Source organism: Chitinilyticum aquatile DSM 21506, assembly GCF_000430805.1.
Classification (GTDB): domain Bacteria; phylum Pseudomonadota; class Gammaproteobacteria; order Burkholderiales; family Chitinibacteraceae; genus Chitinilyticum; species Chitinilyticum aquatile.
On the sequence record NZ_KE387261.1, the window covers coordinates 25,784 to 48,154 of the forward strand.

At 61.0% G+C, this 22,371-nt stretch carries 19 protein-coding genes; 10 read left to right on the forward strand and 9 right to left on the reverse strand.

Features of this window, described 5'->3' with window-relative positions; translation table 11 throughout:
- Window positions 1–16 precede the first annotated feature (16 nt).
- The 4 genes from pgi to zwf all read right to left on the reverse strand — a co-directional run bounded on the left by pgi (window position 17) and on the right by zwf (window position 4,912).
- On the reverse strand, window positions 17–1,663 hold the full coding sequence (pgi, locus tag H559_RS0117155; protein WP_028453685.1) for a glucose-6-phosphate isomerase: 1,647 nt from the start codon (window positions 1,661–1,663) through the stop codon (window positions 17–19).
- 79 nt (window positions 1,664–1,742) lie between these two features.
- Window positions 1,743–2,588 carry a transcriptional regulator HexR gene (gene hexR / locus H559_RS0117160; RefSeq protein WP_028453686.1) on the reverse strand — a complete coding sequence of 282 codons (846 nt, stop codon included), beginning with the start codon at window positions 2,586–2,588 and terminating at the stop codon, window positions 1,743–1,745.
- A gap of 91 nt (window positions 2,589–2,679) precedes the next feature.
- Window positions 2,680–3,378: a 6-phosphogluconolactonase gene (pgl, locus tag H559_RS0117165; RefSeq protein WP_051279750.1), complete on the reverse strand. Its 699-nt coding sequence runs from the start codon at window positions 3,376–3,378 to the stop codon at window positions 2,680–2,682.
- Between the two features lie 79 nt (window positions 3,379–3,457).
- Window positions 3,458–4,912, reverse strand: a complete 1,455-nt coding sequence (zwf, locus tag H559_RS0117170) for a glucose-6-phosphate dehydrogenase (protein ID WP_028453688.1) — start codon at window positions 4,910–4,912, stop codon at window positions 3,458–3,460.
- 306 nt (window positions 4,913–5,218) lie between these two features.
- Here zwf and edd point away from each other — a divergent pair, with 306 nt between their 5' ends.
- The 3 genes from edd (at window position 5,219) to gap (ending at window position 8,973) form a co-directional block, all read left to right on the forward strand.
- Window positions 5,219–7,042 (forward strand): phosphogluconate dehydratase, encoded by a 1,824-nt coding sequence (edd, locus tag H559_RS0117175; protein WP_028453689.1) that lies wholly within the window; start codon window positions 5,219–5,221, stop codon window positions 7,040–7,042.
- Between the two features lie 78 nt (window positions 7,043–7,120).
- Window positions 7,121–7,753 (forward strand): bifunctional 4-hydroxy-2-oxoglutarate aldolase/2-dehydro-3-deoxy-phosphogluconate aldolase, encoded by a 633-nt coding sequence (locus tag H559_RS0117180; RefSeq protein ID WP_211230970.1) that lies wholly within the window; start codon window positions 7,121–7,123, stop codon window positions 7,751–7,753.
- 215 nt (window positions 7,754–7,968) lie between these two features.
- Window positions 7,969–8,973 carry a type I glyceraldehyde-3-phosphate dehydrogenase gene (gene gap / locus H559_RS0117185; RefSeq protein WP_028453691.1) on the forward strand — a complete coding sequence of 335 codons (1,005 nt, stop codon included), beginning with the start codon at window positions 7,969–7,971 and terminating at the stop codon, window positions 8,971–8,973.
- Window positions 8,974–9,057: 84 nt separating this feature from the next.
- Here gap and H559_RS23335 read toward each other — a convergent pair whose 3' ends face one another.
- The 3 genes from H559_RS23335 to H559_RS0117200 form a co-directional block, all read right to left on the reverse strand.
- The gene (locus H559_RS23335) at window positions 9,058–10,593 is read right to left on the reverse strand and encodes a lytic polysaccharide monooxygenase (protein WP_051279751.1); all 1,536 of its coding nucleotides are present in this window, start codon (window positions 10,591–10,593) and stop codon (window positions 9,058–9,060) included.
- A gap of 222 nt (window positions 10,594–10,815) precedes the next feature.
- On the reverse strand, window positions 10,816–11,532 hold the full coding sequence (gene rph / locus H559_RS0117195; RefSeq protein WP_028453692.1) for a ribonuclease PH: 717 nt from the start codon (window positions 11,530–11,532) through the stop codon (window positions 10,816–10,818).
- A gap of 105 nt (window positions 11,533–11,637) precedes the next feature.
- Window positions 11,638–13,299 (reverse strand): SulP family inorganic anion transporter, encoded by a 1,662-nt coding sequence (locus tag H559_RS0117200; protein ID WP_028453693.1) that lies wholly within the window; start codon window positions 13,297–13,299, stop codon window positions 11,638–11,640.
- A gap of 151 nt (window positions 13,300–13,450) precedes the next feature.
- Between H559_RS0117200 and murI the strand changes: the two genes are divergently transcribed.
- From murI to H559_RS21035, 4 genes are all read left to right on the forward strand, one after another.
- Complete coding sequence (gene murI, locus H559_RS0117205; RefSeq protein WP_028453694.1) at window positions 13,451–14,260, forward strand: glutamate racemase; 810 nt, start codon at window positions 13,451–13,453, stop codon at window positions 14,258–14,260.
- A gap of 83 nt (window positions 14,261–14,343) precedes the next feature.
- Window positions 14,344–14,706: a CidA/LrgA family protein gene (locus H559_RS0117210; protein ID WP_028453695.1), complete on the forward strand. Its 363-nt coding sequence runs from the start codon at window positions 14,344–14,346 to the stop codon at window positions 14,704–14,706.
- Window positions 14,703–15,437, forward strand: coding sequence for an LrgB family protein (locus tag H559_RS0117215; protein ID WP_245579401.1), 735 nt, complete (start codon window positions 14,703–14,705; stop codon window positions 15,435–15,437). The genes H559_RS0117210 and H559_RS0117215 overlap by 4 nt, the downstream gene beginning before the upstream one ends.
- Before the next feature lie 70 nt (window positions 15,438–15,507).
- Complete coding sequence (locus tag H559_RS21035) at window positions 15,508–17,940, forward strand: response regulator (RefSeq protein ID WP_051279753.1); 2,433 nt, start codon at window positions 15,508–15,510, stop codon at window positions 17,938–17,940.
- A 70-nt stretch (window positions 17,941–18,010) separates the two neighbouring features.
- On the opposite strand, the gene cysG is transcribed toward H559_RS21035, so the two are convergent.
- Window positions 18,011–19,396 carry a siroheme synthase CysG gene (gene cysG, locus H559_RS0117225; protein ID WP_028453697.1) on the reverse strand — a complete coding sequence of 462 codons (1,386 nt, stop codon included), beginning with the start codon at window positions 19,394–19,396 and terminating at the stop codon, window positions 18,011–18,013.
- A gap of 122 nt (window positions 19,397–19,518) precedes the next feature.
- On the opposite strand from cysG, the gene H559_RS0117230 reads away from it, so the two are divergent.
- The 3 genes from H559_RS0117230 (at window position 19,519) to msrQ (ending at window position 21,506) form a co-directional block, all read left to right on the forward strand.
- Entirely contained in the window at window positions 19,519–19,830 is a 312-nt protein-coding gene (locus H559_RS0117230; protein WP_028453698.1) for a c-type cytochrome, read from the forward strand.
- 167 nt (window positions 19,831–19,997) lie between these two features.
- Window positions 19,998–20,918 carry a protein-methionine-sulfoxide reductase catalytic subunit MsrP gene (gene msrP / locus H559_RS0117235; protein WP_028453699.1) on the forward strand — a complete coding sequence of 307 codons (921 nt, stop codon included), beginning with the start codon at window positions 19,998–20,000 and terminating at the stop codon, window positions 20,916–20,918.
- A gap of 9 nt (window positions 20,919–20,927) precedes the next feature.
- A complete protein-coding gene (gene msrQ, locus H559_RS0117240) occupies window positions 20,928–21,506 on the forward strand; it encodes a protein-methionine-sulfoxide reductase heme-binding subunit MsrQ (RefSeq protein ID WP_028453700.1) in 579 nt (192 codons plus the stop codon).
- 76 nt (window positions 21,507–21,582) lie between these two features.
- Here the strand turns inward: msrQ and H559_RS21040 are convergent, their stop codons facing one another.
- Window positions 21,583–22,197 carry a putative metalloprotease CJM1_0395 family protein gene (locus H559_RS21040; protein WP_051279755.1) on the reverse strand — a complete coding sequence of 205 codons (615 nt, stop codon included), beginning with the start codon at window positions 22,195–22,197 and terminating at the stop codon, window positions 21,583–21,585.
- Between the last annotated feature and the right edge of the window lie 174 nt (window positions 22,198–22,371).

The following is a 22,371-nucleotide window of genomic DNA, read 5'->3' on the forward strand; positions in this document are numbered from 1 at the left end:
TCGGTCAGGCCGGCGTTTATCGCGGTGCGTTCCGCTTGTAATAATTAATCAGTCCGTTGGTCGACGCATCGTGGCCGGTGGTCAGGCCCGGAGTCGTCAGATCGCCTTCGATGGCGCGTGCAAGCTGCTTGCCCAGCTCAACACCCCACTGGTCATAGGAGTTGATGTTCCAGACCGTGCCCTGCACGAAAACCTTGTGCTCGTACAGCGCGATCAGCGCACCCAGCCGACGCGGCGTGAGGCGCTGCATCAGGATGGTGTTGGTCGGACGGTTGCCTTCGAAGATCTTGTGCGGCACCAGTGCTTCCTGCGCATCGCCGGTAATGCCCATCTTGTCCAGTTCGCCACGCACCTCGGCTTCGTTCTTGCCACGCATGAAGGCTTCGGTCTGTGCGAAGAAATTGGCCATCAGGATGGTGTTGTGTGGCTCGGGGATTTCAGGGTGCTCGATGGTGGCGATGAAATCGATCGGCACCAGTTGCGAGCCTTGATGCAATAGCTGGTAGTAGGCGTGCTGGCCGTTGATGCCGGTATCGCCCCAGACGACCGGGCCGGTAGCATAGTCAACGCGCTTGCCATCCAGATCGACCGTCTTGCCGTTCGACTCCATGTCGAGTTGCTGAAGATAGGCGGGGAAGCGGTACAGACACTGGTTGTAGGGCGAAACAAGGTGAGTTTTGGCGCCAAAGAAATTGATGTACCAGACGCCGAGCAGGCCCATGATCACCGGCAGGTTCTGTTCCAGCGGTTTGCCCTGGAAGTGCTGATCCATGGTGTAGGCGCCATGCAGCAGATCCTGGTAGTTGTGCTTGCCCAGATAGATGGCGATGGGAAGGCCGATGGCCGACCACAGCGAATAGCGGCCACCGACCCAGTCCCAGAATTCGAACATGTTTTCGGTGTCGATGCCGAATTCGGCCACCGCCTTGGCGTTGGTCGATACGGCAACAAAATGCTTGGCAATCGCCTTCTCGTCACCAGAGTGCGCGACAAACCACTTGCGCGCAGTCTTGGCATTGGTGATCGTTTCCTGCGTGGTGAAGGTTTTGGACGCCACGATGAACAGCGTCGTTTCCGGATTCAGCGTTTTCAGCGTGGAGACGACCTGGTCACCATCAACAGTCGATACGAAGTGCATCGTGATACGGGCATGGCCGTACTGCTTGAGCGCCTGACAGACCATCAGTGGACCGAGGTCGGAGCCGCCGATGCCAATGTTCACGATGTCGGTAATGGCCTTGCCGGTGTAGCCCAGCCACTCGCCCGAGCGGATCTTGTCGGAGAATTCGCCGATTTTTTCCTTGACGGCACGCACCTTGGGCATGACATCTTCGCCATCGACAATGATGGGGTTGTTGTCGAGGTTGCGCAGCGCGGTGTGCAGTACGGCGCGCTTTTCGGTGATGTTGATTTTCTCGCCCGAGAACATCTTGTCGATCCGTGCCTTGAGGCCGGACTGGCGGGCAAGATCAAACAGCAGCTGCATTGTTTCTTCGGTGACGCGATTTTTCGAGTAATCGAAGAAGAGGCCGCCGGATTCGAAGGAGAATTTTTCGAAGCGGTGCGGGTCGAGCTTGAACAGCTCACGCATGTGCTGATGCTTGATTGATTCGTAATGGGCTTCCAGCGCTTTCCATGCCGGAGATTCGGTGAGCGTAGACATCGACTGCCTTCCTTTCTTTTCGGTATCTTTTTGCGTCGTGGTGGTGCTGCGGCGTGTGCCGCCTTTTTTGTTTTTCTGTTCAGTGGTCATGGCCGCGGACCCGTTTTTCCTTGAGGTTGCGCTTCATCTTTTCCAGCTGGTCGATCAGTTCCGGCCCGCGCTTGAGGGCTACGCCAACGGCCAGTACGTCGATAATCACCAGATGCACGATGCGGGTGATCATCGGGGTGTAGAGGTCCGGGTCTTCCATTGTGTCGGCATACAGGCAGATATTGCAGCGCTTGGCGAGCGGCGACTTGGAGTGCGTGATGCCGATGACGTCGGCGCCGGCATCGCGGGCAATTTCTACCGAGCGCATCAGATCCAGCGTTCTGCCCGAATTCGAAATGGCGACAACCGCATCACCGGGTTTCAGCATGGAGGCGCTCATGCCATGCATGTGCGGGTCAGTATAGGCAACGGTCGGTACGCCAAGGCGGAAAAACTTGTTCTGCGCATCGATGGCTACCGCGCCCGATTGGCCCTGGCCCCAGACTTCGATCTTGTGTGTGCTGGAGAGTACCTTGATCGCGCGCTCCAGTGCTTCGGTGTCGAGTTCGTTGCGGCAGCGCAGCAGGTGCGAAATATTGTTGTCAAACAGCTTCTTGGCCAAGTCATGGGCCGAATCGTCGGCCGAGACCATCGAATGTACATAGGGCACGCCGGAAACAAGGCTGCGGGTCAGGCGCAGCTTGAAATCCTGCAGGCCTGAACAGTTCAGCGAGCGACAGAAACGGATTACGGTGGGTTGCGATACGCCGGAGAGTTCGGCGATCTGGGCGATGGGGGCATTGGCAACCAGATTGGGCTGGGCGATGACAAACTCGGCCACTTTGCGTTCGGACTTGGACAGGCTGTCCAGCATGCTTTTGATGCGTTCTAGCATGGTTACTCGCTCACAGAAACGAGATCGCCGCCATAGCGGCTGCCATGGCGGATGAAAAGGGGAGTTCGTGCATGGTGAACATTGTTCAGCGTCAGGCTGCCCAGAATACATGCCCCTTGCGGCCGACACGGTCGAGGACACGGCGGATCGGATATTGTGCGCTCACGGGCTTGTCTTCCGACAGTGCCGTTTCCAGCAATGCTCTCTTGCTCTCGCCAGTGATGTGAACCACGACGCTGGCCGCGGCAGCAATGGCGGGGAGCGTGAGCGTGATGCGCTGGTGCGGTGCCGTGACCGGCGTGATTGCCGCCAGCATGGCTTCAGAGGCACAGGCAGCTTCCAGCTCCGGTGCTTGCGGAAACAGGGACGCTGTGTGGCCATCATCGCCCATACCCAGGATGAGTATATCGATGGGGGTTTTGAAGACAGAGAGTCGTGACTCAAGACATGCCAGCCCTTCGTGCGGGCTGGCCGCATCGCTCACCAGTGAATAGAAGTTGGCACTGGCTGCGCGGCCTGCCAGCAGGTTTTCGCGGGTCAGGCGCTCGTTGCTGTCGGCATGATTCGCCGGAACCCAGCGCTCGTCGACCAGCGTGATATCAACCCTGGCCCAGTCAAGGTCGATATCCCGCAGTGCGCGGAACATGCCGGCTGGCGTTCGCCCGCCGGACACGGCCAGGCTGGCGCGGCCATGCTGCGCCAGCGCGATACGGAGCTTGTCGGCAATGAAGCTGGCCAGCTGCGTATCCAGCTCGGCTTTCTCTGAAAATTGATGCCATGTCAGTGACATGAAAAAATACCTCCGGGGTGCAGTCTAGCACGAGATAGGGGAAAACCCGTACGCCGTGGCGTACGGGTCTGGCCGGATGTCAGGCCTCTTCGTGCCAGCACAGGCCATCGCGCGACAGCAGTGCCGAGGAGGCTGCAGGGCCCCAGGTCCCGGCAGTGTAGGGCTTGGGCGGTTCGCCACTGTTTTCCCAGTTCTCGATAATCGGCTCGACCCACTTCCAGGCTGCGCGCTGTTCGTCACGGCGCACGAACAGCGACAGGTCGCCACGGATCACATCCATCAGCAGGCGCTCGTAAGCTTCCGGCGAGCGGGTGGTGAAGGTTTCCTTGAAGTCGAGATCCAGGTGCACCTGGCGCAGGCGCGGGCGGTTGCCCGGTTCCTTGGCCAGCAGGTACATGCGGACGTACTCGTCCGGTTGCAGGCGGATCACCAGTTTGTTGGCACCTGCGGCGACCTTGCCGAAGATCGAGGTTGGCGCTTCGCGGAAGTTGATGACGATTTCGGCGATGCGATCCTGCAGACGCTTGCCAGTGCGCAGGAAGAAGGGTACGCCGGCCCAGCGCCAGGTCTGGATTTCGGCCTTGAGTGCCACGAAGGTCTCCGTGCGGGAAGTCGGAGGCACCCCCGGTTCTTCCAGATAGCCAGGAACCGGCTTGCCACCAACCGCGCCGGCGCGGTACTGGCCGCGCACGACGTTGGTGTGCAGGGTTTCTGCGCTCAGCGGCTTCAGCGCGCGCAGCACTTTCAGTTTTTCATCACGGACGGCGTCAGCGTCGATTGATGCCGGCGGCTCCATGGCCACGATGGTCATCAGCTGGATCAGGTGGTTCTGGATCATGTCGCGCAGGGCACCGGCCTTGTCGTAGAAGTCGGCTCGCGTTTCAACACCAACCTGCTCGGTCACGGTGATCTGTACGTCACGGATCCATTCGCGGCGCCACAGCGGTTCGAGCAGGGTGTTGGCAAAACGCAGTGCGATCAGGTTGAGTACCGGTTCCTTGCCCAGATAATGGTCGATCCGGTAGATCTGGTGTTCCTTGAAATACAGGCCGACGTCGTCGTTGATCTTGTTGGCCGATTCGAGGTCGTAGCCGAGCGGTTTTTCGAGTACGACGCGCGAATTGTCAGTATTGAGTCCAGCATCGGCCAGATTCTTGCAGATGGCGGCAAACAGGCTGGAGGCGGTCGAGAGGTAATAGACACGGGTGCGGTTGGTGTATTTGTTCAGCGACTCGGCCAGGGCAACGAAGTCTTCCGGTGTGCCGGCATCAACCTTGTGGAATTCGACGCGGGCAGCGAAGGAATCCCAGTCGCTGTCGTTGTAGGCCTTGCCCAGATAGCCTTTGGCCAAGCCTTGCGCTTTCTCCAGATAGGCTTTGGTGTCGGAGGCGCTGCGGCCAAGACAGATGATCCGTCCGTCTGCCGGCAGGTTGCCGTCCTGGTGCTGGTGGTAGAGCGCGGGCAGCAGTTTGCGCATCACCAGATCACCGGTGCCGCCGAACAGCACCATGTCGAAAGCTTCTATTGCAGTCATCGTCAAATCCTTCCTTATTTTACCGGCTTGGCGTCAGGTCCGGGTTAGCCGTATTGAGGCTGTAAGTCGTTGTAATCCTACTACATTGGCGAACATCGGCGCAAACGAAAAAATACTGCCATCTTCATGCAGGGTGGGTCCTGTTTCGAAGGGGAAAGCCCATGTGGAATCAGGGTTTTGCTGCAGTGCAAAATGTTAAATATACGGTGTTTTCCGGTTGCTGCAGGCATTCGATTGTAGTAAAACTACGCTCAATCACCGAGATGCCACAACTTAGGCGTCCACCCTACTGAACCGGAGTCCCTCATGCCCCTGCATCCTCGCCTGGTCGAAGTCACAGATCGCATTATTGCCCGCAGCAAGCCATCCCGCTCCCGGTATCTCGAGCGACTTGAAGCAGCGGCCAGCAAGGAGCCGGTGCGCAAGGGTCTGGCCTGTACCAATCAGGCGCACGCCTGGGCTGCGATGCCGGAAAATGACAAGATCATGCTGCGCGAAATGCGCCAGCCCAATATCGCCATCGTCTCGGCCTACAACGAGATGCTGTCCGCGCACCAGCCCTTCGAAACCTTTCCCGCCATCATCAAGGCTGCCGCGCACGAAGCCGGCGCCACGGCCCAGTTTGCCGGCGGCGTGCCGGCCATGTGTGATGGCGTAACCCAGGGTCAGCCGGGCATGGAATTGTCGCTGTTCAGTCGTGACGTGATCGCCATGTCGACGGCTGTGGCGCTGTCACACAATATGTTCGACGCCACGCTGTGTCTGGGTGTGTGCGACAAGATCGTTCCGGGTCTGCTGATCGGTGCGTTGCAGTTCAGCCATCTGCCGACGATTTTCGTTCCGGCTGGTCCGATGACATCCGGAATTTCCAACAAGGAAAAAGCCAAAACCCGTCAGTTGTTTGCCGAGGGCAAGGTCGGCCGCGAAGCGCTGCTGGCCTCGGAAGAGGGCAGCTACCACGGTGCCGGCACCTGTACTTTCTACGGCACGGCCAACTCCAACCAGATGCTGATGGAAATCATGGGCCTGCATCTGCCGGGTGCGGCATTTACCAATCCGGGCACCGAGCTGCGTGATGCACTGACCCGGGCCGCAGCCAAGCGTGCTGCTGCGATTACTGCTCTGGGCAATGAATTCATTCCGGTTGGCAAGGTCATCGATGAAAAGGCCGTCGTCAACGGCATCATCGGCCTGCTGGCGACCGGCGGTTCGACCAACCATACGATCCATCTGATTGCCATTGCCCGTGCTGCCGGCATCATCATTGACTGGTCCGACTTCAATGACCTGTCCGCGATCATTCCGCTGCTGGCCAAGGTGTATCCGAACGGTTCGGCCGACGTGAATCATTTCCATGCCGCAGGTGGCATGGGCTATCTGATCCGCGAACTGCTGGATGCCGGTCTGCTGCACGAAGACGTGTGGACTGTCGCCGGCCATGGCCTGCGTCGTTATGCTGATGAACCATTCCTTGAAAATGGGAAGGCCGTGTGGCGTGCCGCTCCGACCCAAAGTGGTGACGACGCGGTTCTGCGTCCGGCAAGCAATCCGTTCTCGGCGGACGGCGGTACCAAGCTGCTGGCTGGCAACCTCGGTCGTGCTGTGATCAAGGTCTCTGCCGTTGCTCCGGAGCACCGCGTGGTAGAGGCTCCCGCCATCGTGTTTGACGACCAGGATGACGTGCTGGCTGCATTCAAGCGTGGCGAACTGGAAAAGGATGTGATCGTCGTGCTGCGCTTCCAGGGGCCGCGCGCCAACGGCATGCCGGAGTTGCACAAGCTGACTCCTGCGCTGGGTGTGCTGCAGGATCGCGGCTTCAAGGTTGCTCTGGTCACGGATGGCCGCATGTCTGGCGCTTCCGGCAAGGTGCCGGCGGCGATCCATATCACTCCGGAAGTCGTGTCGGGCGGTCCGCTCGGCAAGGTTCGTACCGGTGATGTGATCCGTCTTGACGCCGAAACCGGTGATCTGATCGCCAAGGTTGACGCGGCCGAGTGGAATGCTCGCGAGGTGGCTACTGCTGATCTGGCCCGCAATGGACATGGCATGGGCCGTGAGTTGTTTGCCTCTTTCCGCCTGTCGGCTACCGGTGCCGAGGAAGGTGCAATTTCGCTCGGGCTGGCACACTGATTTCAATACCCGTCAATCAAGTAGCACATGAAGGCAGGCTGCCGGCGGCGGCCTGATCGAGAAAATCCAACCAAAGAGATGAGCTTTATGGATATCAAACAGATCATGCGTTCCTGCCCGGTCATGCCGGTCATCGTGATTGAAGACCTGGATACCGCTGTACCGCTGGCAAAAGCCCTGGTGGCCGGTGGCATCAAGGTACTGGAAGTGACCCTGCGTACGCCCGTTGCGCTGGCTGCGGTCAAGGCGATTGCCGATGCCGTGCCGGATGCGATTGTCGGTGTCGGTACCGTGGTTCGCCCCGAACAGTTTGTCGAGGCAAAGGCCGCTGGCGCCAAGTTTGCCGTGACCCCGGGTCTGACCCCGAAGCTGGCTGCGGCGGCGCGTGAAGCCGGCATGCCGCTGCTGCCGGGCGTGCATACCGCTTCCGAAGTGATTGCCGCAATGGAAGAAGGCTTTGACGCCATGAAGCTGTTCCCGGCCGAGCAGGCAGGTGGTCTGGGTATGCTGAAGGCGCTGGGCGGCCCGCTGCCGCAAGTGCTGTTCTGCCCGACCGGTGGCGTATCGCTGGAATCGGCGCCGAAGCTGCTGGCTCTGCCGAATGTCGGCTGTGTCGGTGGCTCCTGGTTGTGCCCGAAAGATGCCGTCAAGGCTGGCGACTGGGCAACTATCACCAGGCTCGCCAGCGAAGCGGCTGCGCTGCGTCCGTAATTCTCCGCATCCGGCCGGTGCATGCGCTTGGCATGTGCCGGCATCCTGCTAGAATCAGGGCTTGTCGTGTCGCGCTGCACCATCCGGCCGACTGTTCCTGACCCGCATGCAAGAATCTGGCGGTTTTTTGTCATGGCACAAAGGCAGGCTGCCCGGCCTGCTGCATGCTTAACCGTCTCGTATATCGTTCCATCCTCTAATTCTGGAGATGATCCATGGCTATCAAAGTAGGTATCAATGGTTTTGGCCGTATCGGCCGCATGGTTTTCCGCGCTGCTGTCTACAACTTCGCCGATGACATCGAAATCGTTGGTATCAACGACCTGCTCGAGCCGGACTACCTCGCCTACATGCTCAAGCACGACTCCGTGCACGGCAAGTTCAAGGGTGACGTGAAGGTTGAAAACGGCAATCTGGTCGTGAACGGCAAGACCATCCGTCTGACCGCCGTGAAAGATCCGGCTGAACTGAAGTGGGGCGACATCGGTGCCGACATCGTGGTTGAGTCCACCGGCCTGTTCCTGACCAAGGAAACCTGCGAGAAGCACATCGCTGCCGGCGCCAAGAAGGTCATCATGTCCGCACCGTCCAAGGATGACACCCCGATGTTCGTCTACGGCGTGAACGACAAGACCTACGCCGGTCAGGCCATTATCTCCAACGCTTCCTGCACCACCAACTGCCTGGCGCCGATTGCCAAGGTCATCAACGACAACTTCGGCATCAAGCGCGGCCTGATGACCACCGTGCACGCTGCAACCGCAACGCAAAAGACTGTTGACGGCCCGTCGAACAAGGACTGGCGCGGTGGTCGCGGCATTCTGGAAAACATCATCCCGTCCTCCACTGGCGCCGCCAAGGCCGTTGGCGTGGTGATTCCGGAAGTGAAGGGCAAGCTGACCGGCATGGCCTTCCGTGTTCCGACTTCCGACGTATCCGTGGTCGACCTGACTGTCGAGCTGGAAAAGGAAGCCTCCTACGCTGACATCTGCGCCGCCATGAAGGCCGCTTCCGAGGGCGACATGAAGGGCGTGCTGGGTTACACCACCGAGAAGGTCGTTTCGACCGATTTCCGTGGCGAAGCCTGCACTTCCACCTTCGATGCCGATGCCGGTATCGCGCTGGACAAGACCTTCGTGAAGCTGGTGGCCTGGTACGACAACGAGTGGGGCTATTCCAGCAAGGTTCTGGAAATGGTTCGCGTTATGGCGTCCAAGTAATCAGGTTCCACCCAGCAAAAAACCCGCTTCGGCGGGTTTTTTGCTGGCTTGCGGTCGCACGGCCGCAAGCAGGGGCGGCGAACCTTATTTGCAGGTGCCTAGGTCCTTCCATGGACCCCATTGGCCAGAAACCGCTGGCACGTCGCCCTGAATCCACCATTTGTTCTGGTAGTTGCGGCCCTGGTAGGACACGGTTGTGCCCGGATTGGTGTAGGCGGTTTTTGCATCCCATGCCACCGCACACGTTGCAGTGCCGGGCGTGCTGGTGGGAGTCAAGGTTGGAGTGATGACCGGCGTGACGGTTGCCGTGGGCTTGCTTGTCGGTGTTGCCGTCGGAGTGGCGCTTGGTATGATGGTGGGTGCTGCGCTAGGTACCGGTGTGATGGTCGGGCTGCTTGTGCACTTGCCCACTTCCTTCCATGCCCCCCATTGCTGGCTGCCTGGTTCTTCGCCGCGCACCCACCAGCTCGCTTCCCACTGCTTGCCGTTGTAGCTTACCCGGCTGCCGCCGACGTAATCCTTGCCTGCATCCCAAGCCGCAGCGCAGGAGCCGGCTGGTGTTGGTGTCGTCGTGGGAGCCGCTGTTGGTGTGATGGTCGGAGTAGTGCTTGGTGTGCCTGTCGGGGTAACTGTCGGCGCCGCAGTGGGGGTGGGGCTGCTGGCACCTTCGATGTCGATGCGGAAGGTGTAGCTGGCGCCGTTGCGGCTGTAGACGTGGTTGTCCTGCGCATTCTGGATTGCGGTAACGCTGCCGTTGCCTTGCAGCACGCCAATGCTGACATGGCGTGATGAGGCGTTGACTTTCTGGGCGAGGAAATACGGCCAGTTGCTGGCAAGACCGGTATTCTGGCCACTCTGGTTGTCTATGCCGACGATCAGTTCGGTCTTTTCCAGATCGAGTCCCTGGGCATCAAACAGGCGGAAGCTGATCTTGCTGTTCTCTGCCAGATCCTGATAGGCGCGTACCTGCCCCAGATCCTTGAAGGTGGATACGCCACCGGAAAAGCTCACATCCGAGCAGGAATAGAATGCTTCCGCGCTGTCGCTGCGCTGCCAGGTCGCGTAGATGACGTGCTTGCCGGTTTTCTTCGGCAGCGGGCAGGTCAGCTTGTAGGTCTTGTCGGCATTGACGGGAATGTTGCCGAGCGTACAGAAGCGCTCGAGGTCGGACCATTTGAGTGGCTGGGTTGGATCCCAGCTGTCACGGGTGACGTACAGTGCCCATTCACTGGTCTGGTGCGGGGCTGGTGCCTTGAAAATGAAATCGTACTGGCCATTGGCATTGGCTGCGATGGGGGTAGTGGGCCAGTCGGTACGAGCGAGGTTGAGGCCGGCATAGTTCGACTTGCCGCCACCGCATAGTTGCCCGTCCGGAACGAAGGCCTTGTGGTTGCCGTTGGGAAGCTGGTTGACGCCGGACCAGTCATACAGCATCTGCGGGCCGGACTGGGCGACGGCAGCCTGGCAGGCTGCGGATTTGGGGGCTTCCGGCCCTTCGTTGAAACATTGCAGCACGCGGCTGATCGGGTCAGCCATGGTGCCGTGGGCCAGTGCGGTTGCGGGGTGCAGCAGTACGGTGGCGCTGCCCAGCAGGGCAAGGCCAAGGCGATACGTTTTCATCACTTCGCTCCAGAAGTTTGGGAGGGTCAGGTGCCTGTCCGGTCTTTGCCGGTGTGGCACTATTCATGCGGGCGCTGTTGCGCCAGCATGAGCAGTCTTACGCTGCGGGAGCGAATCTAGCATTGTGCCGCGGCTGGCTCAATGATTCTTTTTCTTTTCTGATGAAAGAGTTACAGGGCGCACCGCTGGGTTGGAACGGCCTGCGCGCTCATTGTTGCAATGTCAGGACTGCAGTGCTGCTTGCTGCAATGCGATCAGCTCGCGGATGCCGGCATCTGCCAGATTCAGCAGTGCGTTGAGTTCGCCGCGCGAGAATGGCATCCCTTCGGCGGTGCCCTGCACTTCGACGAGGCCACCGCTGGCGGTCATCACCACATTCATGTCGGTCTCGCAGGCCGAGTCTTCCGGATAATCCAGATCAAGAACAGGTACGCCTTCGAAAACACCCACCGAAATTGCAGCAACATGTTCTCGAACGGGCGAGCTGGCCAGCTTGCCACTGGCAATCAGGCTGTTGATGGCATCGGTCAGTGCGACAAAGGCGCCGGTGATGCTGGCGGTGCGGGTGCCACCGTCGGCCTGGATGACGTCACAGTCGATGATGATCTGGCGCTCGCCCAGTTTTTCCAGATCAACGACTGCGCGCAGGCTGCGGCCGATCAGCCGCTGGATTTCCTGGGTGCGGCCGGATTGCTTGCCCTGTGCTGCTTCGCGCTTCATGCGGCTGCCGGTCGAGCGTGGCAACATGCCGTACTCGGCCGTGACCCAGCCCTGACCCTTGCCCTTCAGAAAGCCGGGGACGTTTTCTTCCACGCTGGCGGTGCACAGTACCTTGGTATTACCAAATTCGACCAGTACGCTGCCTTCGGCGTGGCAGGTGTAATTGCGGGTGATGCGGACAGCGCGCAGCTGGTTGGCAGAACGGCCGGAGGGGCGCATGGAGGGGCTCACTGTTCAGAAGAAATGATCGCCATTATAGCGTTTGGTGCTCACGCGGCAGGTCTTGTGCGAATTATTGTGGGTATGTGCCTAATTGTCTTTTATTTATTGGGTTTTGTTGCCATGGGTTACTGGGTATTGAATGCTGAGTGCGGCCTGCAGTGTCGTGCGGTAGCCGTCTTCGCCCAGCAGTTCCAGCAGATCGGCCTTGGCCATCTTGCCAAGTACGACCGGATTGGCTTCGCAGACGGTCACCGGAATATGTCGTGCCTGCAGTTGCCGGATGATTTTTTCCAGTGTCTGCAGCCCGGTCATATCGATGAAGGGGACATTGCGCAGCCGGATGATCTGCTGGCGTGGCTCGGTGTGGGTCGCAATCAGTGCACGTTCGCATTGCTCGACCGCAGCAAAGAAGAACGGGCCCTCGATGCTGAACACCATGACGCCAGGAGGCAGGCTGTCGCGCCCCATGGCCGCCAGTTCATGCTGCAGGTCAGGCTCGCTCTGCGCGCTGACCGTGACGGCACCGGCCATGCGGCGCATGAATTGCAGGATGGCCAGAATCACGCCGATCTGCACGGCAACCACCAGATCGGTGAAGACCGTCAGGACAAAGGTGATCAGCAGGATGGCAATATCGGCGCGCGGCGCATGAAACAGCGTGTAGACAAAGCGGTGCGCCTCGCTCATGTTCCACGCCACGACAAACAGGATGGCGGCCAGTACGGGCAGTGGAATGTGCCCGGCCAGCGGGGCGCCGAGCAGCAGGATGATCAGCAGCGTCACCGAATGGACGATGCCGGCGAGCGGGCTGGTGCCGCCATTGCGGACATTGGTCGCCGTGCGGGCAATCGCCCCGGTGGCGGCAAAACCGCCAAACAGCGGGCAGAGCAGGTTGGCCACGCCCTGGCCGATCAGTTCCTGATTGGCGTCATGCCGGGTACCGGCCATACCGTCGGCCACCACCGCTGACAGCAGGGATTCGATGGCACCAAGCATGGCAATGGTAAAGGCCGGGCCGATCAGCTCCAGTATCCGGGACAGTGACAGATCGGGCGCGATGAAGGCCGGCAGTGCTTGCGGTATGCCGCCAAACGCGCTCTGGATGGTGCGGACACCGTCGAATTGTGCGAAATACTGGATGAGCGTGACGGCGAGCAGGGCAATCAGCGGCCCGGGGACTCGCTTGAGGCCGGGCAAACGGTTGCCTTTGATCGTCAGCAGCAGGCCTGTGCCGGCCAGCAACAGGGTGGGCAGGTGCAGATCCGGCAGTGTGTGCAGCAGTTCCCATGCCTTCTCGTGGAAGTGGCGTGAGGCCGGGCTGGCAATTCCGAAGAACTCGGGCCATTGCCCCACCCAGATCACCATGCCAATTCCGCTGGTGAAACCCAGAATAACGGGGGCGGGAATGAAGCGGATGACGTTGCCCATGCGGGCAATGCCCAGCAGCAGCAGCATGCCGCCCGCCAGCAGCGTGGCGGTTTCCAGACCCGCAATGCCGTAGCGTGCCGTAATGTCGGCCAGAATGACGACGAAGGCGCCAGTCGGACCGGCGATCTGCAGGCGGCTGCCGCCACAGATGGCCACCGCCAATCCCGCAATGATGGCAGTGTAAAGGCCCTGCTCCGGTTTGGCGCCGCTGGCAATGGCAAATGCCATCGCCAGCGGTAGCGCCACCACGCCGACAATTACGCCAGCAATCAGGTTGGGAAGCCAGTTTGGCCGGCCGAGGAGGCCAGCCTGGTATGCCTCGCGTAGCGCTATCATGCGGGCTCCTGATGAGCGATCAGTATGCTTGCAGTGTAGGACGCGCAGGCTTACGGGGTAACTCTCTGCGCGTAACGTAATTTGTTGCATCGCATGTGGCTCGCATAGCGGCAGAGGGCAGGGGTAGAATCGCGTTTTCGACGAGGATGTCATGCAAACATCGCTTCCCCAGCATCCGATTGGCGTATTTGATTCCGGTGTCGGCGGCCTGACGGTCGTGCGCGCATTGATGGACCGCCTGCCTTTTGAAAATATCATCTATTTTGGCGATACCGCGCGCGTGCCCTATGGCGTGAAGTCGGTCGCGACGATCGAGCACTACACACAGCAGATTGCCGATTTCCTGATCCGGCAGCCGGTGAAGGTGCTGATCATTGCCTGCAATACCATGGCCGCAGTTGCCGCCGACAAGGTGCGTGCAGCGTCGCCGGTGCCGGTGCTCGATGTCATTGAAGCCGGCGCCCGCAATGCCGTGGCGCGTTCGCAATCCGGCGGCATCGGCGTGATCGGTACCCCGACCACGATCAATTCCAACGCCTACGCCCGTGCCATCCACCGCCTGAACCCCGACAGCCGCGTGTATTCGCAGGCGTGCCCGTTGTTTGTTCCGCTGGTTGAAGAAGGCTGGCTCGACCATCCGGTGACCAGGATGACCGCGCAGGAATACCTGAAGCCGGTGTTTGTCGAGAGCATCGATACGCTGGTGCTTGGCTGCACGCACTATCCGCTGATCAAACCACTACTGACCGACATTACCGGCCAGCGTTTGCAACTGGTCGACTCAGCCCTGTCAATCGCCGAGCAGGCCGCTCAGTTGCTGCAGGAAAGCGGGCTCGCCAATCCGCAGCACGAGTTGCCCGATTACCAGTATTACGTGACCGATCTGCCGGTGAAATTCCAGACCATCGGCGAGCGCTTTCTCGGTCGCAGCCTGAACCGGCTGGATCTCGTCAGCCTTTGAGCTCGTAGTATGCCGGTTCTGTCAGTGCCGGCGTGCCGCCGCGGGCCGCTGTGGTTCCGTTTCACCTGAAGAAGGGCCTTTGAATGCTGTACGGCTTTACCTTTCTGGTGCTGTTCCAGCTGGTCGGCGAAATGCTCAGCCGCGGGCTGCATCTGCCAGTACCCGGGCCGGTACTGGGCATGCTGTTGCTGGCCGTGTGGTGCACCGTCCGGCGGGGAGTCGATGACCGGGTCGGGCGTGTAGCCCTCGGCCTATTGCGCTACATGGCGCTGCTTTTTGTTCCGGCTGGCGTCGGGCTGATGCTGCTGGGGCCGGTTCTGCGCGAGCAGGGCTGGGCGATGCTCGCGGTGCTGGTGTTCTCGACCGTGGTGACGCTGCTGGTGGCCGGCCTGGCATTGCACTGGATGCTCAAGCGCTTTCCCGGGCGCGGGGAGGACGGGCAATGAGCCTTCCCAATCCGCTGGATTCGCAGGCCATGCTGCTGGCGCTGCAGACCGCCCCCTTCCTGTGGCTGGCGGTCACCGCCGGTTGCTACCTGCTGGCCGAGCGACTCTATACAGTGAGCCGGCACTTCCCGCTGCTGCACCCGGTGCTCGTCAGCATCGTGCTGATCATTGTCATCCTGCGACTGGGGCAGGTGCCTTACCAGACGTATTTCAATGGTGCGCAGCTTTATCACTGGTTACTGGGTACTGCGACGGTGGCACTGGCCGTGCCGCTGTTCGACAACCTGCAGCGCGTGCGCGCGCTGCTGCTGCCTCTTGTGGTGGCGCTGATTGTCGGTGGTCTTGCCGGCATGCTGAGTGCACTGGCGCTGGGCAAGCTATTCGGACTCACGCCCGATGTGCTGATTTCCTTTGTTCCTAAATCCGTCACCACACCGATTGCCATGGCCTTGTCGCAGCACGCCGGCGGGCTGCCGGCACTGACGGCCAATGTGGTGATCCTGACCGGAATTCTTGGTGCGATGATTGCCGTGCCCCTGCTGGCGCTGGCCGGCGTGCGTGGCGAAATTGCGCAGGGCTTTGCGCTGGGGATTGCCGCACACGGGGTCGGAACCGCCCGGGCCATCCAGATATCCCCCACCGCAGGGGCGTTTGCCGGGCTGGCGATGGGTCTCAACGGCGTGCTGACATCGCTGACACTGGCGCTGGTGCTGTCGCTCTGGCCTGCCTGAACGGTCTGGCTGCCAGCATCGCGGCACGCTTGCTCCTATAGTGCAAACGTAATCCCGTGCAGGATGATGCATGAACTGGCGCAATCTGATGGAGCTCCTTTTGCCCGCCTTGCTGTTACTGGCCGGGGCGGGGGTGCTGACGAGCCACCTGCTGGACCAGGAGCGCCGGCAGGCTTGGCTGCGCTCGGAACAAAACGCGCTCAACGAGGCGGCCCAGTTGCGCGTTGCCATTGAAGCTGAGCTGAATTCGACCCTCTTTGTCGGTGGCGGCCTGAATGCCTTCATCCGCACCGCTGAGCCGGGGCAGCTTGACCGTCAGTTGCCTGCCATGATGTCGCTCCTGTTTGGCCAGGCGCGCAACCTGCGCAATATCGGCATTGCTCCTGATAACCGCATCCGCTGGGTTTTTCCCCTGGCCGGCAATGAGCAGGCCATCGGTCTTTCCTACGAGGACAGACCCGAGCAATGGCCGGCCGTCAAACAGGTCATCGAATCGCGCCGGCCTTTTCTGGCCGGGCCGGTCAGACTGGTGCAGGGGGGCGAGGGACTGATCTATCGTGTTCCGGTATTTGCCAACGATGGTCATTACTGGGGAATGATCAGTTCGGTCATCAACCTTGAGCAATTCTGGGGCCGGGTCGGCGTTGCACAGGGCTTGTCCTCGCGACTCCATATCGTCGGCAAGGATGCTGCCGGCCCCGCCGGTGAGCCGGTCTGGGGCGATCCACTGCCGCCGGATCAGCCAGTAGTCGTGCAGCAGATCCGTGTTCCCGGAGGCAGCTGGCAGCTGACGCTGGCGGTGCTTGAACCCGCTGATCTGGGGCAGCGGCAGCTGGTTCTGCTGCTGATCAGTGGCACGATTACGACTGTGCTGCTGGGGGCCTTGCTCTTGCTGGCCTTGTCTGTTCAGCGGGACAGGCAACGCCTGCTGGCGCTTTCTGAGGCCAAGGAGGCGGCCGAAGCAGCCAGTCGGGCGAAGAGTATTTTTCTCGCCAACATGAGTCACGAAATCCGCACGCCGATGAATGGCGTGATCGGCATGAGCCAGCTGCTGCTCGATACGGTGCTTACGCCACAGCAGCGCGAGTATGCGCAGACCATGCGCCGCAGTGCCGAGGCGCTGCTGGTGGTTCTGAACGACATTCTGGATTACTCCAAGATCGAGGCCGGCAAGCTCGACATCGAGCACATTGCCTTCGAGTTGCCGCTGCTGCTGGAGGATGTGTGCGACCTCCTGGCATTGCGCGCGCATGAAAAGGGCCTTGAGTTGCTGTGTGACATCGATCCGGCCCTGCCGTTGCGGGTGCAGGGCGATCCAACCCGGCTGCGGCAGGTACTGATGAACCTTCTGGGCAACGGCATCAAGTTCACCCATGGCGGCGAAGTGACGCTGCTGGTGCGCCAGCTTGCGCGCACCGAGCGGCAGGTGCAGCTGGAAATCAGCGTGCGGGATTCCGGCGTCGGTATTGCCGCCGACCAGGTAGACTCGATTTTCGAAGCCTTCCGGCAGGGGGACGCATCGGTGGCGCGGCATTTCGGTGGTACCGGGCTGGGCCTATCCATTTCTCGCCGTCTTGTCGCGCTGATGGGAGGGGAGCTGACTGCCAGCAGCGCCGAAGGCGTGGGATCCTGGTTCAGCTGCACACTGGCTTTTGATCTTCTGCCCGAGGCCGTTCCGTCTGAGGTGGCGTGGCGCTTGCCGCGGGGCACTGCGGTGCTGGTTGTGGACGGTAATCCCTATTGCCGCGCCTTGCTCGCCTTGCAGATCGGGCGCAGTGGCGGAGCGCCGGCACTGGCCAGTACGCTGCAGGAGGCCATGGCCGAATTGGTGCGTGCGGCAAGTGCAGCTCGCCCGTTCCGCATCGTGCTGGTGGCGCGTGACCTGCCCGATGGTGACGGCATCGAGCTGGCGCGCTGGCTGCGCATCCAGCAATCGGGAGCGCAGGTAGTCCTGATGCAGACACGCATGCAGGCGCTGGAGCAGAAAAGATGGCAGGAAGCCGGTGTGAGTGCCAGCCTTGAAAAACCGGTCCGGCAAAGTGTGCTGGCCAGCAGTCTCGCCCGGCTGCTGCACGGCGAGGTTGCACGGCCGGTACAGTCGGCGCCGCAGCCGGTCCTGAGCAGCCGCCGGCCCGTGCTGCTGGTGGAAGACAACGCCGTCAACCGCAAGGTGGCGCAGGCGATGCTGGCGCGCCTAGGCCTGGTCACCGAGGTGGCCGAGAATGGTGCCGAAGCGCTGCAGCTGCTGATGACAAGGGATTACCAGCTGGTGCTGATGGATATCCAGATGCCGGAAATGGACGGGCTGACTGCAACCCGGCGGATCCGTGATCCGCACAGTCGCGTGCGCCAGCATGACATTCCCGTCATAGCCATGACGGCCAATGCCATGATGGGCGACGAGGGGGATTGCCTTGCCGCCGGCATGAATGCCTATATCAGCAAGCCGGTGCAGTTTGACCGGCTGGCAGCGGTGCTGGCGCAGTACCTGGCGGCGGACTGATTTTATACATTGCAGGGTATTGCAATGGGGCCATTTTCCCTGAATGGCTTTGGCTGTATACCCATGGGGATTAATGGCGCCAGTTCAGCTGCGCATGCAGTCTGACCACATCCCCGATGATGATCAGTGCCGGTGGCTTGATGCTGGCGCTGGTGAGCGCTTCGGCCACTCCTGCCAGTGTGGTGATGACGACCTGCTGGTTTGCGCGCGTGGCATTGGCAACGATGGCGACCGGAGTGTCTGCCGCCCGGCCGTGCGCAATCAGCTGCGCGCTGATTTTGGGTGCCTGGGCAACACCCATGTAAACGACGACCGTTTCCGAAGGATTGACGAGGCGGGGCCAGTCGAGCTCGACTTCACCATCGCGGCGGTGGCCGGTCACGAAGGTGACCGACTGCGCATAATCGCGGTGGGTGAGCGGAATGCCGGCGTAGCAGGATGCACCCGCCGCCGAGGTAATTCCCGGCACCACTTCAAAGTCGATGCCGGCTGCCGCCAGCTCGGCGATTTCTTCGCCGCCGCGACCGAAGATGAAGGGGTCGCCGCCCTTGAGTCGCAGCACTTTCCTGCCTTCCTGTGCCAGCTTGACCAGCAGCCGGTTGATGTCTTCCTGTGGCAGCGCGTGATTGTTCGCTTTCTTGCCCACGTAGACGCGCTCGGCGTCGCGGCGCACCAGTTCCATGATGTCGTGGCTGACGAGATTGTCATACAGCACCACATCGGCCTGCTGCATCAGCCGCAGCGCGCGGAAGGTCAGCAGGTCGGGGTTGCCCGGCCCGCTGCCGACGAGATAGACCGCGCCGCGCTTGAGCTGACCTGCGTCCGCCACGTTCAGCGCGGCGATGATTTCCGCACGCACCGCCGCCGTATCACCGGCAAACACGCGATCGGGCAGCGGACCGCTGAGTATCTGCTCCCAGAAATGCCGGCGTGCGGCCGGATCGGGCAGTTTTTCCTTCGAGAGTGCCCGCAGTTCGCGGCCCAGTCGCGCCAGATCGCCATAGCCATGCGGCACCAGCGCTTCGAGCTGTGCGCGCAGCTGCCGCGCCAGTACCGGTACGCCGCCGCCAGTGGACAGCGCAATCACGAGCGGCGAGCGGTCGATGATGGCTGGCGTGATGAAGCGGCTGTGTGCCGGATCATCCACCGCGTTGACCAGAATCCCGGCAGCCTCGCAGCTGGCAAATACCGCGGCATTGATGGCCGGCTCGTCAGTGGCGGCAATGACGAGGCGCAGCGGTTGGCGGATCCATGCCGGGTCGAACATGCCTTCCTGCCACACGATCTGCCCGGTGCTGGCGAGCTCCTGCAGCCCCTCGTCGAGGGTCGGGCTGAGAACCGTGATGTGGGCGCCGGCAGCCAGCAGCAGGCGTGCCTTGCGCAGCGCGATTTCGCCGCCACCGACAATCAGGCAGTTTTCTTGTTGCAGATCAAGGAAAAGCGGGAAATAGTCCATGCAGGATACGAGCTCAGCGGGAAATGCCGCTATTTTGGCATGACTTGCCCGCAAGGGCTGTGCCTTTGGCCAATGAGCCTCGGATTTAAAACCGATAATACTGATTTACCCAGGAGAAAATAATGCAGAAAATCATGATCGTACTGGCCGTTGCCGGTCTTCTTGCCAGTGCCGGCGCCCACGCCGTCAGCGGGGCCGATCTGGCCAAGAGCAAGGCCTGTATGGCCTGCCACACCGTGGACAAGAAAGTGGTCGGCCCGGCCTACAAGGATGTCGCCGCCAAGTACAAGAATGACAAGGGCGCGGTAGCCAAGCTGGCGACCAAGATCCAGAAGGGTGGCAGTGGCGTGTGGGGCTCGATGGCCATGCCGCCCAATGCGGTCAGCGATGCCGAGGCCAAGCTGCTGGCCGAATGGGTCATGGCGCAGAAGTAAGCGGCCTGTACCCGTTCAAAAAACAGCGCCCGATGGGCGCTGTTTTTTTGCTTGCGCAGCAACTGCACTGAAGGCGAGCTGTCTACACTGGACAAATTGCCGCCGCAGCTTGTCAGATCAGGCGGCGGCGGCCGACCAACTTGCAGATACTGCTCAGGAGTTGCCCCATGCTGATTCGTTCTGCCTCTGATATTCCCGCCAGCGCAATCACTCCGCGCGAGGTCTACCTCAATCGCCGCCAGTTCATGGCTGCCGGCGCGGGGATGACGCTGGCACTGCTGGGTGCCGATGCTGCTGCCAGCCTGTTGTCACGGTCTTCGCCGTTTTCTACAACAGAGGACAAGAACAGCCTGAAAGAAATCACCACGTACAACAATTTCTACGAATTTGGTACCGACAAGAGCGACCCGGCTGCGAACGCCCATACATTGAAAACCAGCCCGTGGAGCATCGTGGTCGAAGGCGAGGCGGGCAAGCCACGCCGTTTCGGCATGGAAGAACTGCTGAAAATCGCCCCGCTGGAAGAGCGCATCTATCGCCTGCGCTGTGTGGAAGGCTGGTCGATGGTCATTCCCTGGGTCGGTTTTCCGCTGGCAAGCCTGCTCAAGCTGGTCGAGCCGACCTCCAAAGCCAAATTTGTCGCCTTCGAATCGCTGGCCGATCCGCAGCAGATGCCAGGTGTGAAAAGCCGTGTGCTCGACTGGCCCTATCGCGAAGGGCTGCGCATCGATGAGGCCATGCATCCGCTGACCATTCTGGCGGTTGGCCTGTATGGCGAGGTGCTGCCGAAACAGAATGGCGCCCCTGTCCGGCTGGTGGTGCCGTGGAAGTATGGATTCAAGAGCATCAAATCCATCGTCCGTATCCGTTTGCAGGAAACCCAGCCGAGCACCAGCTGGAGCACGGCCAATCCTTCCGAGTACGGTTTTTATTCGAATGTGAATCCGGCGGTCGATCACCCGCGCTGGAGCCAGGCGACCGAGCGGCGCATTGGCGAGCTTTTCAAACGCAAGACGCTGCCCTTCAACGGCTACGCCGACCAGGTGGCCGCGCTCTACAAGGGCATGGACCTGCGCAAGTTCTACTGAGAGAAGCCGATGTTGCCTCGTTGGGTAAAACCGCTGCTGTTTGTCCTGTGCCTGCTGCCGCTGGCGCGCATGGTCTGGCTGGTGCTGCAGGCGGTGCCGGTCAATCCGGTCGAATTCATCACCCGCTCCACCGGCACCTGGGCGCTGGTCGGGCTATGCCTCTCGCTGGCCATCAGCCCCCTGCGGCGCATCACCGGCTACGGCGCGCTGCTGCGCGTAAGACGCATGGTCGGGCTGTTTGCGTTTTTCTATGCCGCGCTGCACCTGCTGACCTATCTGTGGCTGGACCAGTTCTTTGACTGGGCTGCCATCCTGCGTGATGTGCTCAAGCGACCATTTGTCACGCTCGGCTTTGCGGCGTTTCTGCTTTTGCTGCCGCTGGCCGTGACGTCTACCGATGGCTGGATACGCCGGCTGCGCCGCAACTGGGGGCGCTTGCACCGGCTGGTCTACCCGGCTGCGGTGCTGGCAGTGCTGCATTATCTGTGGCTGGTGAAGCGTGATCTGACCGAGCCCCTGTTGTACGCTGCGGTGCTGGCTGTGCTGCTTGGTGTGCGCATCTACTGGTTTTGTCGCGCACGATCCTGAAATAGGGTTTTGGGTATGTGTCTGTAGCCATTTTATTGCAATTGCTGTGGGCGTATACCTGTGGTTTTGTGGCTGCTTACGCGGTGGTGGCGAAGCTTCCGCTGAATGTGTCGTTTGTCGCATAAGCACGTGCCACGCGAGCTGATTCGGCGGAGCGGCTGGCGATTTCCATCAGTGCTTCCTGTTCCATACTGGCCGCCCGCGCGGCAATGGCGCGGTCGACGCTGGATGGATCAGCGGGTGCCAGCGCGGCGGCCTGAATGGCTCGGGCGCGGCGCAGTGTTTCTTCCGGTGTACGTCCCGGTGAAACATCAATCTGGACATCGCCGGCGACGGCGTAACGCATGCCATCCGGCCCGGTCTCCATCGTGTAGTTGGTGCCGCTGGTAGCAAGGCCGCCGGCTGCCGCCAGATGGGCCTGTTCGTGCTGGCGCACCTTGCGGTCTGTTGCCTGCATCTCGCGCACTTGCGCCAGTTGCTCGTCGCTGAGCGGCTGGCCGTCAAGCCCGCGCGGGCGGGTCGGATCGCGGGTGGTGGAGGATGAGGCTGTTTCTGTGCCGGTCCCGGTTTCTGTTTCCGTTTCCGGGGTGTTGCTGGCCGCACTGCGGCTTGCCGTGCTCGGAGATGCGCGCGGCAGGGGCGGGATTGCTGCGATGAGGGCAGTCACTGCACTGCCCACTAGCGGGCTCATGGCATGACTCCTTGTCTAACACTCTGATTTTAATGATTTGTTTTTGCTGTTATCGCGCGGAGGCAAGGGTGTGGCGACGAAAGGTCTTTTACCCTGCCTTGCGGGCGGGTGACTGGGCCGGGCTGTCACGCACTTGCCATAACTGCGGCGGCTTTGTGCTAATCTTGGCGGATT

Excerpts from the sequence above, each read along its gene's own strand:
- H559_RS0117200 (WP_028453693.1), bottom strand. The coding sequence starts at position 13,299 with ATGATAGCGCTACGCGAGGCATACCAGGCTGGCCTCCTCGGCCGGCCA.
- H559_RS21035 (WP_051279753.1), top strand. The coding sequence starts at position 15,508 with ATGAACTGGCGCAATCTGATGGAGCTCCTTTTGCCCGCCTTGCTGTTA.
- H559_RS0117180 (WP_211230970.1), top strand. The coding sequence starts at position 7,121 with ATGAGCTTTATGGATATCAAACAGATCATGCGTTCCTGCCCGGTCATG.
- pgi (WP_028453685.1), bottom strand. The coding sequence starts at position 1,663 with ATGTCTACGCTCACCGAATCTCCGGCATGGAAAGCGCTGGAAGCCCAT.
- H559_RS23335 (WP_051279751.1), bottom strand. The coding sequence starts at position 10,593 with ATGAAAACGTATCGCCTTGGCCTTGCCCTGCTGGGCAGCGCCACCGTA.
- pgl (WP_051279750.1), bottom strand. The coding sequence starts at position 3,378 with ATGTCACTGACATGGCATCAATTTTCAGAGAAAGCCGAGCTGGATACG.
- murI (WP_028453694.1), top strand. The coding sequence starts at position 13,451 with ATGCAAACATCGCTTCCCCAGCATCCGATTGGCGTATTTGATTCCGGT.
- msrQ (WP_028453700.1), top strand. The coding sequence starts at position 20,928 with ATGTTGCCTCGTTGGGTAAAACCGCTGCTGTTTGTCCTGTGCCTGCTG.
- H559_RS0117230 (WP_028453698.1), top strand. The coding sequence starts at position 19,519 with ATGCAGAAAATCATGATCGTACTGGCCGTTGCCGGTCTTCTTGCCAGT.
- H559_RS21040 (WP_051279755.1), bottom strand. The coding sequence starts at position 22,197 with ATGAGCCCGCTAGTGGGCAGTGCAGTGACTGCCCTCATCGCAGCAATC.
- gap (WP_028453691.1), top strand. The coding sequence starts at position 7,969 with ATGGCTATCAAAGTAGGTATCAATGGTTTTGGCCGTATCGGCCGCATG.
- H559_RS0117210 (WP_028453695.1), top strand. The coding sequence starts at position 14,344 with ATGCTGTACGGCTTTACCTTTCTGGTGCTGTTCCAGCTGGTCGGCGAA.
- cysG (WP_028453697.1), bottom strand. The coding sequence starts at position 19,396 with ATGGACTATTTCCCGCTTTTCCTTGATCTGCAACAAGAAAACTGCCTG.
- H559_RS0117215 (WP_245579401.1), top strand. The coding sequence starts at position 14,703 with ATGAGCCTTCCCAATCCGCTGGATTCGCAGGCCATGCTGCTGGCGCTG.
- rph (WP_028453692.1), bottom strand. The coding sequence starts at position 11,532 with ATGCGCCCCTCCGGCCGTTCTGCCAACCAGCTGCGCGCTGTCCGCATC.
- edd (WP_028453689.1), top strand. The coding sequence starts at position 5,219 with ATGCCCCTGCATCCTCGCCTGGTCGAAGTCACAGATCGCATTATTGCC.
- hexR (WP_028453686.1), bottom strand. The coding sequence starts at position 2,588 with ATGCTAGAACGCATCAAAAGCATGCTGGACAGCCTGTCCAAGTCCGAA.
- zwf (WP_028453688.1), bottom strand. The coding sequence starts at position 4,912 with ATGACTGCAATAGAAGCTTTCGACATGGTGCTGTTCGGCGGCACCGGT.
- msrP (WP_028453699.1), top strand. The coding sequence starts at position 19,998 with ATGCTGATTCGTTCTGCCTCTGATATTCCCGCCAGCGCAATCACTCCG.